16 protein-coding genes are annotated in these 15,827 nt (G+C 61.2%); 7 read left to right on the top strand and 9 right to left on the bottom strand.

Annotated elements, in window-relative coordinates:
• Positions 1 to 175: 175 nt before the first annotated feature.
• Both KW839_RS02450 and KW839_RS02445 read left to right on the top strand, forming a co-directional pair.
• The gene (locus KW839_RS02450; RefSeq protein ID WP_218423278.1) at positions 176 to 1,288 is read left to right on the top strand and encodes a succinylglutamate desuccinylase/aspartoacylase family protein; all 1,113 of its coding nucleotides are present in this window, start codon (positions 176 to 178) and stop codon (positions 1,286 to 1,288) included.
• A 167-nt stretch (positions 1,289 to 1,455) separates the two neighbouring features.
• Positions 1,456 to 2,172 (top strand): alpha/beta hydrolase, encoded by a 717-nt coding sequence (locus KW839_RS02445; RefSeq protein WP_060543665.1) that lies wholly within the window; start codon positions 1,456 to 1,458, stop codon positions 2,170 to 2,172.
• 3 nt (positions 2,173 to 2,175) lie between these two features.
• Here KW839_RS02445 and KW839_RS02440 read toward each other — a convergent pair whose 3' ends face one another.
• The 5 genes from KW839_RS02440 to KW839_RS02420 all read right to left on the bottom strand — a co-directional run bounded on the left by KW839_RS02440 (position 2,176) and on the right by KW839_RS02420 (position 6,442).
• Positions 2,176 to 2,742 (bottom strand): hypothetical protein, encoded by a 567-nt coding sequence (locus KW839_RS02440; protein ID WP_060543664.1) that lies wholly within the window; start codon positions 2,740 to 2,742, stop codon positions 2,176 to 2,178.
• 92 nt (positions 2,743 to 2,834) lie between these two features.
• The gene (locus KW839_RS02435; RefSeq protein WP_218423277.1) at positions 2,835 to 3,629 is read right to left on the bottom strand and encodes a hypothetical protein; all 795 of its coding nucleotides are present in this window, start codon (positions 3,627 to 3,629) and stop codon (positions 2,835 to 2,837) included.
• Between the two features lie 219 nt (positions 3,630 to 3,848).
• On the bottom strand, positions 3,849 to 5,030 hold the full coding sequence (locus KW839_RS02430; RefSeq protein ID WP_218423276.1) for an acetyl-CoA C-acetyltransferase: 1,182 nt from the start codon (positions 5,028 to 5,030) through the stop codon (positions 3,849 to 3,851).
• An 11-nt stretch (positions 5,031 to 5,041) separates the two neighbouring features.
• Positions 5,042 to 5,707, bottom strand: a complete 666-nt coding sequence (locus KW839_RS02425) for a CoA transferase subunit B (protein WP_060543661.1) — start codon at positions 5,705 to 5,707, stop codon at positions 5,042 to 5,044.
• Between the two features lie 36 nt (positions 5,708 to 5,743).
• Positions 5,744 to 6,442 carry a CoA transferase subunit A gene (locus KW839_RS02420; protein WP_060543660.1) on the bottom strand — a complete coding sequence of 233 codons (699 nt, stop codon included), beginning with the start codon at positions 6,440 to 6,442 and terminating at the stop codon, positions 5,744 to 5,746.
• Between the two features lie 215 nt (positions 6,443 to 6,657).
• Between KW839_RS02420 and KW839_RS02415 the strand changes: the two genes are divergently transcribed.
• Positions 6,658 to 7,545, top strand: coding sequence for a LysR family transcriptional regulator (locus KW839_RS02415; protein WP_218423275.1), 888 nt, complete (start codon positions 6,658 to 6,660; stop codon positions 7,543 to 7,545).
• 957 nt (positions 7,546 to 8,502) lie between these two features.
• On the opposite strand, the gene KW839_RS02410 is transcribed toward KW839_RS02415, so the two are convergent.
• The 3 genes from KW839_RS02410 to KW839_RS02400 all read right to left on the bottom strand — a co-directional run bounded on the left by KW839_RS02410 (position 8,503) and on the right by KW839_RS02400 (position 11,967).
• Entirely contained in the window at positions 8,503 to 9,549 is a 1,047-nt protein-coding gene (locus tag KW839_RS02410; protein ID WP_218423274.1) for a class I SAM-dependent methyltransferase, read from the bottom strand.
• 370 nt (positions 9,550 to 9,919) lie between these two features.
• Positions 9,920 to 11,230 (bottom strand): ATP-binding protein, encoded by a 1,311-nt coding sequence (locus tag KW839_RS02405; RefSeq protein ID WP_218423273.1) that lies wholly within the window; start codon positions 11,228 to 11,230, stop codon positions 9,920 to 9,922.
• Entirely contained in the window at positions 11,227 to 11,967 is a 741-nt protein-coding gene (locus KW839_RS02400) for a response regulator (protein WP_218423272.1), read from the bottom strand. Before KW839_RS02400 ends, KW839_RS02405 begins: the two co-directional genes overlap by 4 nt.
• Before the next feature lie 305 nt (positions 11,968 to 12,272).
• Here KW839_RS02400 and KW839_RS02395 point away from each other — a divergent pair, with 305 nt between their 5' ends.
• From KW839_RS02395 to KW839_RS02385, 3 genes are all read left to right on the top strand, one after another.
• Positions 12,273 to 12,536, top strand: coding sequence for a DUF2790 domain-containing protein (locus KW839_RS02395; RefSeq protein WP_060543655.1), 264 nt, complete (start codon positions 12,273 to 12,275; stop codon positions 12,534 to 12,536).
• A gap of 36 nt (positions 12,537 to 12,572) precedes the next feature.
• Positions 12,573 to 12,827 (top strand): hypothetical protein, encoded by a 255-nt coding sequence (locus KW839_RS02390; protein ID WP_218423271.1) that lies wholly within the window; start codon positions 12,573 to 12,575, stop codon positions 12,825 to 12,827.
• Positions 12,828 to 13,136: 309 nt separating this feature from the next.
• Positions 13,137 to 14,354: a cytochrome c biogenesis protein DipZ gene (locus KW839_RS02385; RefSeq protein WP_218423270.1), complete on the top strand. Its 1,218-nt coding sequence runs from the start codon at positions 13,137 to 13,139 to the stop codon at positions 14,352 to 14,354.
• Positions 14,355 to 14,366: 12 nt separating this feature from the next.
• Here the strand turns inward: KW839_RS02385 and KW839_RS02380 are convergent, their stop codons facing one another.
• Positions 14,367 to 15,353, bottom strand: a complete 987-nt coding sequence (locus tag KW839_RS02380; protein ID WP_218423269.1) for an AraC family transcriptional regulator — start codon at positions 15,351 to 15,353, stop codon at positions 14,367 to 14,369.
• A 178-nt stretch (positions 15,354 to 15,531) separates the two neighbouring features.
• Here KW839_RS02380 and KW839_RS02375 point away from each other — a divergent pair, with 178 nt between their 5' ends.
• Positions 15,532 to 15,801, top strand: a complete 270-nt coding sequence (locus KW839_RS02375) for a DUF4242 domain-containing protein (RefSeq protein ID WP_218423268.1) — start codon at positions 15,532 to 15,534, stop codon at positions 15,799 to 15,801.
• Positions 15,802 to 15,827: the final 26 nt, after the last annotated feature.

Here is a 15,827-nt window from a genome sequence, read left to right as displayed (position 1 = left end):
TCGGCAAGAGGGCTTGTTGGCGACGGGACTATTGTGGCGAGGGGGCTTGCCCCCGTTGAGCTGCGAAGCCGCTAGGGAATGGGACTGCTGCGTAGTCCAATGGGGGCAAGCCCCCTCGCCACAAAAGCCTCGCTCCCACAGGTCATTGCGCCGTACAGACATCAGGAGTTCAGCCATGCAACGCATCGACCATCCACTGCCCTGGAGCCACCTGGGAACCGAGCGCACCCTTAGCGTGTTTCGCTATGGCGCTGGCCCGCGCAAGGTCTACATCCAGGCCAGCCTGCATGCCGATGAGTTGCCGGGCATGCGCACAGCCTGGGAACTGAAGAAACGCCTGGCCGAGCTGGAAAGCCTGGGGCAATTGCAAGGCGTGATCGAACTGGTGCCGGTGGCTAATCCCATCGGCCTCGATCAGCACCTTCAAGGCAGCCACATGGGGCGCTTCGAGCTGGGCAGCGGCAAGAACTTCAACCGCTCGTTCGTCGAGCTCAGTGCACCGGTCGCCGAGTTGATCGGCGAGCGCCTGGGCACCGATGCACAGGCCAACATTGCCCTGATTCGCCAGGCCATGGGCCAGGTCCTCGACAGCTTGCCGGCCGCCGCTTCGCAACTCGAAGCCATGCACCGCCTGTTGCTGCGCCATGCGTGCGATGCCGACATCACCCTCGATCTGCATTGCGATTTCGACGCGGCGATTCATCTCTACGCCTTGCCGCAACACTGGCCGCAATGGCAATCCCTGGCCGCGCGCCTGAAAGCCGGGGTGGCCTTGCTTTGTGAAGACTCCGGCGGCAGCTCTTTCGACGAGTCCTGTTCCTCGCCATGGTTGCGCCTGGCCAGGGCCTACCCTGACGCAGCGATCCCGGCGGCCAACCTCGCCACCACGCTCGAGTTGGGCAGCATGGGCGACACCCGGGTCGACCAGGCCCTGGCCAATTGCGAGGCCATTCTCGGGTTTCTCGCCGAACAGGGCTTCATCGGCGGCGATTGGCCAGTGGCGCCGAGCGACTGCTGTGAAGGCATGCCGTTCGAGGGCACCCAGTACTTGTTCGCCCCCCATCATGGCGTGGTCAGCTTCCTGCGTGAGGCGGGGGAATGGGTGGAGAAGGGCGACGCACTGTTTGAAGTGGTCGACCCCTTGACCGACAAGGTCACGACTGTACGGGCCGGCACCAGCGGCGTGTTGTTTGCCATCGACCGTGGACGCTACACCCAGCCGGGGATCTGGCAGGCAAAAGTAGCCGGACGCGAGCCGATTCGGGTGGGGAAATTGATCAACGACTGATCCCGCAACCCTGTGTGATACCCCCCTTTAGGTGCGGGCTTGCCCGTCGCGATGGATGTTGGCTGTGAGGGCCCCATCGCTGGCAAGTCCGTCCCACAGGGGGGAATGGAGCAGCGACAAAAGTGTTAGGCTCTGAACCGAATCCTGCGCTCTGTGAAGGAAGGCTTATGTTGAAATTTCTCGCTCTGCTCACGCTGCTGGCATCCGCCGCCGTCCACGCTCAAACCCCGCTGCAGTCAGATCTTGCGCTCAAGTACCTGGAACAAACCACAGCCGAATCGCAGAATCAGCCCCTGGTGATTTTTCTCCACGGATACGGCAGCAACGAGCAGGACCTGTTTGGCATCAAGGACGATTTACCCGCGCAATACACCTACCTGTCGGTACGCGCACCCATGGTGATTGAAGAGGGCAGTTATCAGTGGTTTCGCAAAAAAGGCGAAGGCGCCTACGACGGTGAGACCGATGATCTGAAGAACAGCAGTCAGCTGTTGCTGGACTTCATTTCAGGCGCGGCGAAGAAATATCACACCGAGCCTGAGCGGGTGTACCTGGTGGGTTTCAGCCAGGGCGCAATCATGTCCTACGAAGTGGCTTTGCGGCACCCCGAGGCGGTGGGCGGGATTGCAGCATTGGGCGGGCGCATTTTGCCGGTGCTCAAGTCCGAGCTCAAGCCGGATGAAAAACGCCAGTCGCTGGCGATCTTCATTGGGCATGGCGAGGAGGACAAACGCCTGCCCATCAGTGATGGTACCGAGGCCAGAAGCCTGTTGCAGAGCGTCTCGCTGGAGCCTGAGTTCCACGCTTATCCGGGCCTCGGTCACAGCATCAGCGCCGCCGAGATAGAGGATTTGAGCGCCTGGTTACAGCGCCTCAACCCTTGATTGCTATTTGCCGCTGACGAGCTGCTTGACCAGGGTTTCGTGGGCGGCCATGTCGCGCGGACGGGAAATCACCTGAACCACTGCCATGCGCGTACCGGACGCCGCCATCAGCGTGGTGTTGAGCGTCAGCCCGCCACCCTGAGTGGCGGTGCCGTCGACCTGGCGCAGGCCCAGCCCGGTTTTCAATGTCATGCTTTTTTCACTGAGCTTGTTGTAATCCGGCAGGGATTTGCGTTGAGCGGTGTCGAAGTCGGCCAGCGTGTCGTCGAGGAATTTACCGTCGTTGTCCTTGACGCTGACACCCTCGGGCAGATTGTTTTCAGCGGCGATCACCACGGTCTTGGTGGCCTCGTTGCTGTACATGGTGCCGCTGGCGCCGGTAGGGCTGTCGGGCAGTGCGGTAGTAATGAAACCCTTGGGCAGATTGAAGGTGAATTTGCCGCCAAGCATCGAGACTTTCTGGGCCGGAGCGTCGCTGGACGCGGCCTTGGCGGCCTGCGCATTCAAAGCCCCTATACCTGTGACGGCAGCCAGCAACAGGACCAGGGCTTTTTTACTCAACAGTGACATGGGAAGACTCCAGGGGTGGGGCGCGCGGTGAGGCGCGAATCATCCCATGGAGTGATTGATGCATCCAGCGCCGATGTACGGGTCGATGCGGATCAGCGCTTGATTGCCGTGCGATCCGTGGCTGCGGTCGTGCCGACCGGCCGCGCCAGCAAGCGCCGGGTCACGCCGAGCATGGCCACCGACACGGCGACACCCAGTACGAACGCATTGAGCCCCATGCCTGGCAAGGCCAGCGCCAGCACCAGGCAGAACGCGGCGAACGAATACATCCCGGTGGCGGTGGCACGCAGCAATGCGGCAGTAAACGCCGGGCCGCGGGTTTGCTGGGAGAACACCGCCATTACACTGCCCAACACCGGGAACACCGCGAGCAGGCCGCTCCAGCGCTCGCCGACGGTGCTGGCAAGCAGGGTCACGACCAGGGTCAGCACGGCGCCGGCAATCATGCGCAGTATCAGCTTGTCGGATTTCAGCGCCGGTCCGCTGCCCAACGGCTGAGCGGCGGGGAACAGGTATGGCGCGGCGAGCAGCGCGGTGGCGGCGGCGCACACGGACAACGCCAGGGACGGGGGCACCAGCGACAGCGCGATGGCCGCCGCGCCCCAGACTGCCAGCGATACCACCAGGGCCAGCGGCCACCCGGCCCGTTGCGCAACCTGGGCGTAAGTCACGCAGAAGGCGATCATCGCGAACATGGCCGACAGTGCGGCCATTGCCGATTGCGCGGCAAATACTTCACCTTGTTCGATGGCGAGGAAGAGCAGAATCGGCCCGACCACCACCGGCAACCCCGATAACCAGCCTGCAACACTGGGCCCCCAACGTTTGCCGGCAAGGGAAATCAGCAGCAGAAAACCTGGGATCACCAGCAGTTTGAGGATCAACACGCGCACGTCTCCGGCCTTTTGGGAAGCGTAACGTTAGCACTGATTGCTCTATAGATTCTCAGAGGTTGTATACAAAGTTCTAAAGTGCCTGTAGGAGGAGCAGCTTCGCATTGTGTCGCAGAAAAAAAGAACCCGGTGCGACGTTAATCGCACCGGGTGTTTTTCCAGGCTGCAGCGGTTCTTCGTGGGTCCCCGCGCAGTCTGTTGAACGCTGTTGGCTTACGCCCTTTCGAGCGCCAGGGCGACGCCCTGACCACCACCGATGCACAGGGTGGCAAGGCCTTTTTTGGCATCACGCTTGAGCATTTCGTGCAGCAAGGTCACCAGCACCCGGCAGCCCGACGCACCGATCGGGTGACCGAGGGCGATAGCGCCTCCGTTGACGTTGACCTTGTCCAGATCCCATTCCAGGTCCTTGGCCACCGCCAGCGATTGCGCGGCGAAGGCTTCGTTGGCTTCGATCAGGTCCAGTTGGCCGATCGACCAGCCGGCCTTGTCCAGGCAACGGCGGGTCGCCGAAACCGGGCCGATGCCCATGATGGCCGGATCGACGCCGGCATTGGCGTAGGCTGCAATCTTTGCCAGCACCGGCAGGCCCAGGGCCTTGGCTTTGTCCGCGCTCATCAGGATCACTGCAGCGGCGCCATCGTTGAGCGACGAAGCGTTGCCGGCGGTCACCGAACCATCCTTCTTGAAGGCCGGCTTGAGCTTGCCCAGGGATTCGGCGGTGGTGCCGGCCCGTGGCTGCTCGTCGGTGGCGAAGGACAGAGGATCGCCCTTGCGCTGGGGAATCAGGATCGGCGTGATTTCCTCGGCAAAGCGCCCGGCCTCAATGGCTGCCACGGCTTTTTGCTGGGAGGCGGCCGCGAAGGCGTCCTGTTGCTCACGGGTCAGGTTGTACTTTTCCACCAGGTTCTCGGCGGTGATGCCCATGTGGTAATCGTTGAACGCATCCCACAGGCCATCGCTGATCATGGTGTCGACGATCTGCGCATTGCCCATGCGCAGGCCGGTGCGGGCACCGGGCATGACGTAGTTGGACAGGCTCATGTTTTCCTGGCCACCGGCGATGATCACCTCTGCGTCACCGCAGCGAATGGCCTGGGCGCCCAGGTGCAAGGCCTTGAGGCCCGAGCCGCAGACCTTGTTCAGGGTCATGGCCGGCACGGCGAACGGCAGGCCGGCCTTGATCGCGGCCTGGCGCGCAGGGTTTTGCCCGGCACCGGCGGTCAGCACCTGGCCCATGATCACTTCATCGACTTCGGCGGGGTCCAGGCCGGTGTGCGCCAGCAACTGACGGATCACCGCAGCGCCCAGGTCAACCGCAGACACATTGGCCAGGGAACCCTGGAAGCTGCCGATCGCGGTACGCGTGGCGGCAACAATGACGACTTCTTGCATGGAATGATTCCTCACTGGGCAGCGAACTGCATCTCCGGAACGTGCTCCGGCACGATCAGTTTACCAGCGGTTTTAGCGACGATTTCTTCGACGCTGACGCCTGGCGCGCGTTCCTTGAGGATAAAAGCGCCATTTTCGATTTCCAGGTAAGCCAGGTCGGTCAGTACGCGCTTGATGCAGCCGGCACCGGTCAGCGGCAGGCTGCAGTGGTCCAGTAGCTTGGATTCACCATCCTTGGACGCGTGGGTCATGATGACGATGATGTTGTCTGCACCAGCTACCAGGTCCATTGCGCCGCCCATGCCCTTGACCAGTTTGCCGGGAATCATCCACGAGGCGATGTTGCCTTGGACGTCTACTTCAAAGGCACCCAGCACGGTCAGGTCGACATGGCCGCCGCGAATCATTGCGAAGGATTCGGCGGAAGAAAAAATCGATGCGCCGATGCGTGCGGTAACGGTCTGCTTGCCGGCGTTGATCATGTCGGCGTCGACCTGGTCTTCAGTCGGGAACGGACCCATGCCCAGCAGGCCGTTTTCCGACTGCAGCATGACTTCCATGCCTTCGGGAATGTAGTTGGCGACCAGGGTCGGAATGCCGATGCCCAGGTTCACGTAGAAGCCGTCCTGCATTTCGCGGGCGACGCGTTGAGCCATTTGTTCGCGGGAAAGTGCCATTGTTGTTATTCCTTCATTCGGTCCGGGGGCAGGGGATCACTTACGCACGGTGCGCTGTTCGATGCGCTTTTCAAACGTGCCGCAGATGACCCGGTCGACGTAGATGCCAGGGGTGTGGATCTGGGTCGGGTCCAGCTCGCCGGGTTCAACAATTTCCTCGACTTCGACCACGGTGATCTTGCCGGCGGTAGCGGCCAGCGGGTTGAAGTTCTGGGCGGTGTGGCGGTAGACCACGTTACCGAAATGGTCGGCTTTCCAGCCTTTGACGATGGCGAAGTCGCCGGTGATGGATTCTTCCATCAGGTACTGGCGGCCATTGAATTCGCGAACTTCCTTGCCTTCGGCCACCGGGGTGCCGACGCCGGTCGCGGTGAAGAAGGCCGGGATGCCGGCGCCGCCTGCGCGCATTTTTTCCGCCAGGGTGCCCTGGGGCGTCAGAACCACTTCGATCTCGCCGCTGAGCAGTTGCTCTTCGAACAACTTGTTTTCGCCGACGTAGGAGGCCACCACCTTGCTGATCTGGCGGTCTACGAGCAGCACGCCGAGGCCGAAACCGTCAATGCCGCAGTTGTTGGAAACCACGGTGAGGTCGCGGGTACCTTTGCGTTTGATCTCGTTGATCAGGTTTTCCGGGATACCGCAAATACCGAAGCCGCCAGCGATGACGGTCATGCCGTCTTCCAGACCGGCCAGAGCTTCCTCGTAGGAACTCACGCGCTTGTCGAAACCTGCCATATGCACCTCTTTTATTCTTTGTGGGCGGCTGGCTAGCCGTAATGGTTGAAGTGTCTCGCCGGGAGATTGATTTGTTAAGTTGATTTTTAAGGTTAATTGATAGATAAAACTCAATAGTTGAAAAAATCAACAAACTATCCGAACGCACCCGTAGCCCTCGGCTGGCACCATCTTGCGGCTACAAGCTTGCAGCTTACCACTGGAGTAGAGCGACCATGACCGTCAAGCAGATCCGTGCCTTTCTGGCCGTGGCCCAGAGTTTGAGCTTCGCCGTGGCCTGCGAGCGCCTGCACTTGTCGCAGTCGGCCTTGAGCCTGACCATCAAGGCGCTGGAAGAGGGGCTGGGTGGACGCTTGTTCACCCGTAATACGCGCAACGTCGCCCTCACTGCCGAAGGCGAAGCGCTGGTGCCGCTGGCACGCCGGCTCATAGCCGATTGGGACAATGCCGAGGATGAACTGCGCCAGCGCTTTACCCTCCAGCGCGGCCGCGTGACCCTGGCGGCGATGCCGTCGTTTGCCGGTAACCTGTTGCCGCCGATCCTCAAGACCTTCCGGGCCCGTTATCCGAAGGTCAACGTCACGGTCAATGACGTGATCAACGAACAAGTGCTGGAAATGGTCCGCGATCGCCAGGTTGAGTTGGGGGTGGCGTTCGAACCGACCCAGAGCTCTTCGCTGCAGTTCACGCCACTGTATATCGATCGCTTCGTGGCGGTGGTACCGCTGGACTCGGCGCTTTGCGAACTCGATGAAATCGACTGGCAGACCTTGCTCAAGGAACCGTTCATTACCCTGCAGCGCCCCTCGACGTTGCGGGTGATGCTGGAGGAGCATTTGCAGGCGCGCGGGATGAAGCTGCCGGTGGAATTTGAAAGCCATCAGTTGGCGACCGTGGGCAGGATGGTCGCCAGTGGCCTGGGGGTGAGCGCGGTGCCGGCGTTGTGTGCCGGGCAGATGCGTGAGCTGGGTGCACGTTGCATCACCCTGAGCGACCCGGTGGTGGAACGGGCGATCGGGGTGTTGACCTTGCCGGGCGGCGAGCTGTCGGCGGCGGCGCAGGCGTTGTTTGATGTGCTCAGGGCTGAGGATTTTGCGCTGTAGTTAAAGCAAAGCCCTCACCCCAGCCCTCTCCCAGGGGGAGAGGGAGCCGACCGAGTCGTCTCAGGAAATTATGCGACCTGATACATGTCATCGATTATGGATTCGAGGAAGTATCCCTCCCGAAAAATTGGAACGCCAGGAGGGAGCCGCCCGAGTCGTCTCAGGAATTTATGCGACCTGATACATGTCATCGATTGTGGATTCGAGGAAGTATCCTTCCCGAAAAGTCGGAACGCCAGGAGGGAGCCGACCGAGTTGTCTCAGGAAATTATGCGACCTGATACATTTCATCGATTATGGATTCGAGGAAGTATCCCTCCCGAAAAATTGGAACGCCAGGAGGGAGCCGACCGAGTTGTCTCAGGAAATTATGCGACCTGATACATTTCTTCGATTATGGATTCGAGGAAGTATCCCTCCCGAAAAGTCGGAACGCCAAGAGGGAGCCGACCGAGTTGTCTCAGGAAATTATGCGACCTGATACATGTCATCGATTTTTGATTCGAGGAAGTATCCCTCCCGAAAAATCGGAACGCCAGGAGGGAGCCGCCCGAGTTGTCTCAGGAAATTATCCGACCTGATACATGTCATCGATTATGGATTCGAGGAAGTATCCCTCCCGAAAAATTGGAACGCCAGGAGGGAGCCGCCCGAGTTGTCTCAGGAAATTATCCGACCTGATACATGTCATCGATTATGGATTCGAGGAAGTATCCCTCCCGAAAAATTGGAACGCCAGGAGGGAGCCGACCGAGTTGTCTCAGAAAATTATGCGACCTGATACATTTCATCGATTATGGATTCGGCAAAGTATTTTCAGGTCGAAGGATACGTCCAATATCCCCCGATCGGCTCCCTCTCCCTCCGGGAGAGGGCTGGGGTGAGGGCTGGATCTACAGTCGAGCCTCACAGCTCGCTCACCCACGCTAAGCGGACAATGGTGGACCTGCAAAGCGGTTATTTGCGAGCTTCCAGAATCAGGTTGAACGGCGTTTCGGTGGCCCGGCGAAAGATCGAGAAACCGGCTTCGGTAAACACTTTGCGCAACCGCGCTTCCCCGGCCTGGGCACCGAGCCCGAGACCGACCTCCTGGGACAGCGAGTTGGGCGTGCAGATAAAGGTCGAGGCGGCGTAGAACAGTCGGCCTACCGGGGTGGCGTTGTCGTCGAGCGCGTCGTTGGCGAAGGGCTCGACCAGCAGCACAGTGCCGTCGGGTTTGAGCGATTCATAGGCGTGTTGCGCTGCACCCACCGGGTCGCCCATGTCGTGCAGGCAGTCGAAATAGCAGATCAGGTCGTAGTCGGTTCCAGGGTAGCTTTTTGCCGTGCCCTGGAAAAAACGCGCGCGGTCTGACACGCCACCTTCTTCGGCCCGCTGGGTGGCGACGGTCACGGAGGGCGCGTGGTAGTCAAAACCGACGAAGCGCGAGTCGGGAAATGCCTGGGCCATGATCACGGTCGAAGCGCCGTGGCCGCAGCCAACGTCCGCCACTTTAGCGCCGGCTTCAAGTTTTGCCACTACGCCATCGAGGGCCGGCAGCCATTTGGCGATCAGGTGTGCTTTGTACCCGGGCCGGAAGAAGCGTTCAGTGCCGCTGAACATGCACGGATGGTGATCGCCCCAGGCCAGGGCGCCATTGCCGCGCATGGCATTGACCAGTTTGTCCTTGTCATGGAAAAACGACGCAACCACGCCGACACCGCCAGCCACATACACCGGTGAGTCTTCGATGGCCAGCGCCAGGGCTTGCTCCTCGGGCAGGCGGAACTGACCGTCGCGGTGTTCCATATAACCGGAGGCAGCGTGGGCGCTGAGCCACTCGCGCAGCAGGCGGGGGTTGCAGCCGGTCTTGTCGGCGAGTGCTTCGGGGGTCACTGGCTGGCTGTCGGCCATGGCCCGGTACAGCCCGAGCTCTTCGCCGAGGATGACATTGGCGAGCATTGCCGCGCCGCCCATGTCATTTACCAGTTTGCCCATGAAATCATTGAGTCTGGCCTCGTCCATCACGTGTGCTCCTATGGCAGGATCACGGTCCAGAGGCTGGGTTTGCCTGGGCGTTCGCCGCTGGGCGGTGGTCGTGGGAATGGGCAGGATGGTAAGTGGTCCTGCGTGCATTAAGTCTAGTCCCGGGCCAGTGGGGTATTGCCTGGAGCGACGAATGCCCCAAACCGGCACCAACCCCTTGCGCGAGCGTGCTCGCATTGGCCGCGTGACGGCCGACAAATCTCTTGCGACTGTACCCAGCCCCCGTGGGAGCCGGCCTGCCGGCGATGGCAACCTTACAGCCGACGACGGCAACCTTACAGCCGACTCATCCCTTGCAGCCGTCCCCCAATGCCTGTGCAACCAAGCCTGACTCCTGCACAGAGCCCCTTTACCCCGGCAACCGGAGCTGCGCACACAACCCACCCCCTTCACGATTGCTCAAGGTCAGCGACCCTCCAATCGCCATCGCCAGTTGCTGGGCAATCGCCAAACCCAACCCGGTGCCGCCGGTGCTGCGATTCCTTGAATTTTCCACGCGGTAGAAGGGTTGCATGACTTGCGCCAGTTCCTCCTCGGCAATACCCGGCCCTCGATCCATGACTTTGACCAACAGGCTGCCGTCGGCCTTTTTTTCCACCCAAAGCTCTGCCGCGCCAGCGAATTTCAGTGCGTTGTCGGTCAGGTTGACCAGCACTCGCCTGAGCGCATGGGGGCGGGTGTCGATGACGCTGGCGCTCTTGCCAGCGAGCTGGACGTCTTTGCCCATGTCCTGATAGTCGAACACCAGGCTGTCAAGGAACGAGTCCAGGTCGGTGCGGCGGCTTTCTTCGGTGGCGCCGTGGATGCTGCGGGCATAGGCCACGCCTTCGCGTACCAAGTGCTCCATCTCGCCGAGGTCGTTGCAGAGTTTGTCTTTCTCGCTGGAGTCGTCCATGAATTCGGCGCGCAGTTTCATGCGCGTGATCGGGGTTTGCAGGTCGTGGGAGATGGCTGCCAGCAGTTGCATGCGTTCTTTGAGGTAGGCGGCGATGCGTGCCTGCATCGCGTTGAAGGCCTTGGCCGCGTGGGCGACTTCAGTCGGACCCTGTTCGTCGAGGAGCACCGGGTGGGCGTTGGGGTCCAGGGTTTCCACGGCATCGGCGAGGCGGGTCAGGGGACGGATGGCAATTCTCACGGCCAGCCAGGTACAGGCAAGCATCAGCGCCAGCTGCCCGAGCAATACGATCGGCAACCACGGCGACAATGGCTTCATGGCTGGCCGTACATCGATGGTCAGCGGGCTGCCGTCGGCCAGTTTCAGGTGAACCTGGAAGTGTTTTTTCGGCCCCGGGATCTCGGTGAAGGTCATGGGGTAGTCATGGCCGATGGCGTCTTTGATCGAAGCCATGGCGACTGGCGCATTGGGCATGTCCGGCGCCATGGCCGTCCCCGGCGAGCCGTCACTGAGCAAATAGCTGTAATTCTGCCGTTCCAGCTGCTGCAACCAGCTGGCGCGCTCTGCGGCGGGCAGGCGGTCGAGGATGGCGATGGAGGTCGAGACGTCGGTTTCCAGATTGCCGAGCATGGTGTTCTTCGCGCTTTCGTAGCGCTCGTAGTACTGCGCGCCGAAAGACAGCACCTGGGCCAGGATCAGGCCGATCAGGAAAATCAGCGACAGCCGCGAGGCCAGGGTGCGTGGCCAGCGCATTGGCAGCGTCATGACGGGGCACCGAGTATTTCCACCGGCAGCGAGAAAACGTAACCCTCGCTGCGCACGGTCTTGATGTAGGCCGGCTCGCGGGCGTCGTCCAGCAGGCGCTGGCGCAGACGGCTGACCAGCAGATCGATGGAACGGTCGAACAGGTCGGCGTCGCGGCCCTGGGTCAGGTTCAGCAGTTGATCGCGATTGAGCACCCGTTGCGGGTGGTCGAGGAACACCCGCAGCAAGCGATATTCGGCACCGCTCAGCGCCACCATGGTGCCGTCCTGATCCAGCAGGTGCCGGGCCGAAGTGTCCAGGCGCCAGCGCCCGAAAGCCAACAGCCGACCGCTTTCAGTGACGACCAGGTTCGGCGGCAGCATCCGCGTGCGGCGCAGCACGGCGTTGATGCGCGCGAGCAGTTCACGGGCAGCGAACGGCTTGGTCAGGTAGTCGTCGGCGCCCATTTCCAGGCCGATGATGCGGTCGGTCTCATCGTTGCGTGCGGTGAGCATCAGCACCGGCGTAGCTTTGTGTTTGCCCGCGCGCAACTCGCGGCAAAGCAGCAGGCCATCGTCACCCGGCATCATGATGTCCAGCACGATCAGGTCCACAGGCGTGGTTTCGAGGAACGCGCGCATCTGTCGCCCATCCGCCACGACAGTGGTGCGCAGGCCGTTCTTCTTCAGGTAGTTGCCGACCAGTTCGCGGATCTCGCGGTCATCGTCAACGATGAGGATGTGATCGATGTGCTCCATGGGGCGGGGCCTCTGATAAGTGGGAATGTCACACAGTCTATCGAGGCTTCGTGCGCCTGCCCGTCGCCCTTTGTATTGCAGTGTATCTGGCCTGCGTGTGGATACACACGCAGGCAAAAACGTGGTTTTTGCGCAGGTTTGTATCCCTCTGTATCCCGGCCGCGCGCAGATACGTACTGATTTATCCGGGCCGGTTCCCGACACATGCGCGATACCTTCCAGTCGTTAAATAGGTTCCATCGAGGCAAACCCAAGCGCCTCGGCCCAATCAACGATTTGACCTGTCGAAACCTTGAGGAACCGCCATGAACACCAAAGCCATCTACGCCGCTTGCCTGTTTGCCGCTTTGAACATCTGCACCTTGTCGGCCCGCGCCGAAGCTGATGTCAGCGCCAAACCCTACACCTACGGTACGCACCTGGACATCAAGAAAGTGGTGTCGCTGACCCAGGATGCTGCGCCTTCCTGCGGGGTGGTGAATGCCCAGCTGACTTACCTGGACTCCCAGAGCAAAACCCAGGTACTGGACTACCGCAAGCTTTCCGACAACTGCAACTCGGATAACTGAGCCCGGGTTCCCTCCCTCTAGAACAGGAAGAACATCATGAACAAGGTTACCCGCTACCTGACCGCTGTCGCGTTCGCCATGGCCGGTGCGGCCGCCCATGCCAACGCCACCGTCGAGCAAAGCGCTTGCGGCGCCAGCACCTGCTTTCAACTGACTACCGTAGCAGGGAAGGGCACTCATCGATTGCTCGCCGAGGATGGCTCGAGCCGTACACCGCAGGGGCAGATGGTTGCCGAGAATGGTTCCAGCCGCACGACCCAAGGGCAGTTGTTGGAGAGCCAGCCAGTTTGAGGCGCTGGTGCAATCCACCCCTCACCCCAGCCCTCTCCCGAGGGAGAGGGAGCCGATCTTTATCGCTTTCAAGGCCGGGGTTCGACTCGATATTTCAGATCACGGTCTCTTGCCCAGGCCCCTGCGTCAGCCCTTCTAACCAGAGGGGAAAGGGAGACGATCTTCATCGCTTTCAAGGCCCGAGTTCGACTCGATATTTCAGGTCGCAGTATCTCGCCCAGGCACCTCGGTCAGTCCCCTCTCCCTCGGGAGAGGGTTAGGGTGAGGGGTGGATCTTGAGCCTGACCACACATCTAAAGGTAAACCGCCATGTTACTCATCGCTTTCCTGGGCGGCATATTGACCGTCCTCAGTCCATGCATCCTCCCGGTCGTGCCGTTTCTGTTCGCCGGAGCCCATCGCACCCGCTCATCGATCCTGCTGACCCTCGGCGGCATGGTCCTCACTTTCGCCCTGGTCTCCAGCCTGGCCGTGGTCAGCAGTGAGTGGGTGATCAAGGCCAGCAACACCGGCCGCCACGTCGCCCTGATCGTGATGGTGCTGTTCGCCCTGTCACTGATTTCCGCCCGGGTCGGCGACTGGCTGGCGCATCCCTTCGTGGTGCTGGGCAATCGCATCAATCCAGGCAGCCGGAAAGTGTCCGGCCCACTGTCCTCGATCATGATCGGCGTCGCGACCGGCCTGCTGTGGGCACCCTGTGCCGGGCCGATCCTGGGGGTCATCCTCACCAGCGCCATGCTGCAAGGCGCGAATGTCGGCACCAGTGTGTTGCTGGTGGCCTACGGCGCAGGGAGTGCCTTGTCGCTCGGCACCCTGATCTTCGCCGGGCGCGGGCTGGTCAATCGCTTGAAGCCGTCGATTCCGGTGAGCGGTTGGCTGCGCCGCGGTGCTGGCGTTGCAGTGCTGGCCGGGGCCGCAGTGATCTCCACCGGTGCCGATGACGTGCTGTTGGCCAACACCTCCTCCGAGGGTGTCAGCAGCGTCGAGAACGGCGTACTGGAAGCCGTACCGAAAGTTGTCGATTACCTGGTCAGCAAGGTCAAGGCCGACAGCACCATGGATAACGGCAAAGGTGCGATGCCGTCGCTGTCGGGTGCCGTCGAATGGATCAACTCGCCGGCACTGAGCAACGAATCGCTCAAAGGCAAAGTGGTGCTGGTGGATTTCTGGACCTTCGACTGCATCAACTGCAAGCACACCTTGCCCTACGTGAAGGACTGGGCGAAAAAATACCAGAAGGACGGCCTGGTGGTCATCGGTGTGCACACGCCGGAGTACGGTTTCGAACGCATCATCGATAACGTCAAGGCCAAGGTGCAGGAATACGGCATCACCTATCCGGTGGCGATCGACAACAACTATGCGATCTGGCGCAACTTCGACAATCAGTACTGGCCTGCCCACTATCTGATTGATGCCAAGGGGCAGGTGCGTTACAGCCACTTTGGCGAAGGCAGTTATGAGGCTCAGGAGATGATGATTCAGCAGTTGCTGGAAGAGGCCAGGGCAGGCGCGAAAGCGGCATAAATACCGGCGCGGTCAATGGCTCACCAGTCCGTGGGCCATTGTACTTTTCTCCGGACCCCGGCGCCACGTCGCCGGCGGTGCGCCGAACTCACGGCGAAAGGCCCGGCTGAATGCCGTATCGGTCTGATAGCCCACCTCTTCGGCAATTCGTATCAGCGGGCTGTTGCTGCTGCGCAACAGGTTGGCGGCGAGCAACATCCGCCATTGCGTCAGGTACTGCATGGGCGGGCTGCCGACCAGTTTCAGGAAGCGCTCGGCCAGTACCGACCTCGATGTGCCAGCGGTGCTGGCCAGTTCATCCAGCGTCCAGGCGTGACCGGGATCTTTATGCAGGGCGTTGAGGGCGGCACCGACAATCCGGTCGCTGACCGCAGCCAGCCAGCCGGTGCGATCCTTGCCGTGTTCGTGCATGTACAGGCGCAGCACTTCGATGAACAACACTTCGGCCAGTTTCGCCAATACACCTTCGCCACCGGGCCTTGGTGAACGGGCTTCGGCCAGGGCATAACGCACCGAAGACTCCAGCCACACACCGGCACTGGAATCGCGCAAATTGACCCGCACCACCGGCGGCAAACCCGTGAGCAGCATGCCGGCCAGTCGCTTGTCGCAGGCCAGGTAACCGCATACCAGGCGCGTCACCGCGCCGCCACCACCGTAGCTCAACTGCCGCGGACGCCGCGCCAGCACTACGTCCAGTCGCGCGCCAGTGGCGGGGGGCAATCCCGGCCTGGAGCACATGCGATGGGCGTCGCCCTGGGGAAACACCACCACATCTCCGGCGCTCAGGAGCAGAGGCGGGGCGTCGCCCAGTTCGACGTAACACCCGCCTTCGCTGATCAAGTGGAAAATCACCACCCGCTCTGCGCCGGGCTCCAGAAAGGGCGCGGCGGTGTCGGCGCAGGGTGACTGGTAGCACCAGGGCGCAGTGAACCTGGCATTGATAAAGATCGCGCCGACCAGATGCACGACGCGCAGGGTCTGTGACAGGGCGTCCATGGGCGATTTCCCGTTTGGCGGTTACTGATTGTGAGCGCGCCGGGGCGCAACGCGAAATCTCCGGACGATCGGACAGGCCTGGCCGACGATCGGGCAGGACGCCAACGGGTGCTGGAGCGATAGTTGGCGCACAGGGTCACTGCCGGCCTTGTCATCCATAAGAACAAGAGAGGTTGCCATGCCGAAGTTCGTCATAGAACGCGAGATACCAGGCGCGGGAGCACTGTCGGAAAGGGATTTGAAAGCTGTCTCGCAGAAATCATGCCGTGTATTGCGCGATATTCCAGAGGTGCAATGGCTGCAAAGTTATGTCACCGGCGACAAGTTGTACTGCGTGTACATCTCGCCAAATGAAGCGCTCATCAGGGAACACGCCAGGCAGGGCGGTTTTCCGGCTAACCGGATTACCCAGGTCATGAACGTCATCGATCCGACAACGGCTGAATAGTCACCCGCATCGAAACCGGGTTCCAA

This window comes from Pseudomonas sp. PDM31 (assembly GCF_019218965.1).
Lineage (GTDB): Bacteria > Pseudomonadota > Gammaproteobacteria > Pseudomonadales > Pseudomonadaceae > Aquipseudomonas.
Note: the sequence above shows the minus strand (reverse complement) of the source record. Positions and strands in the feature narration are given on the sequence as shown.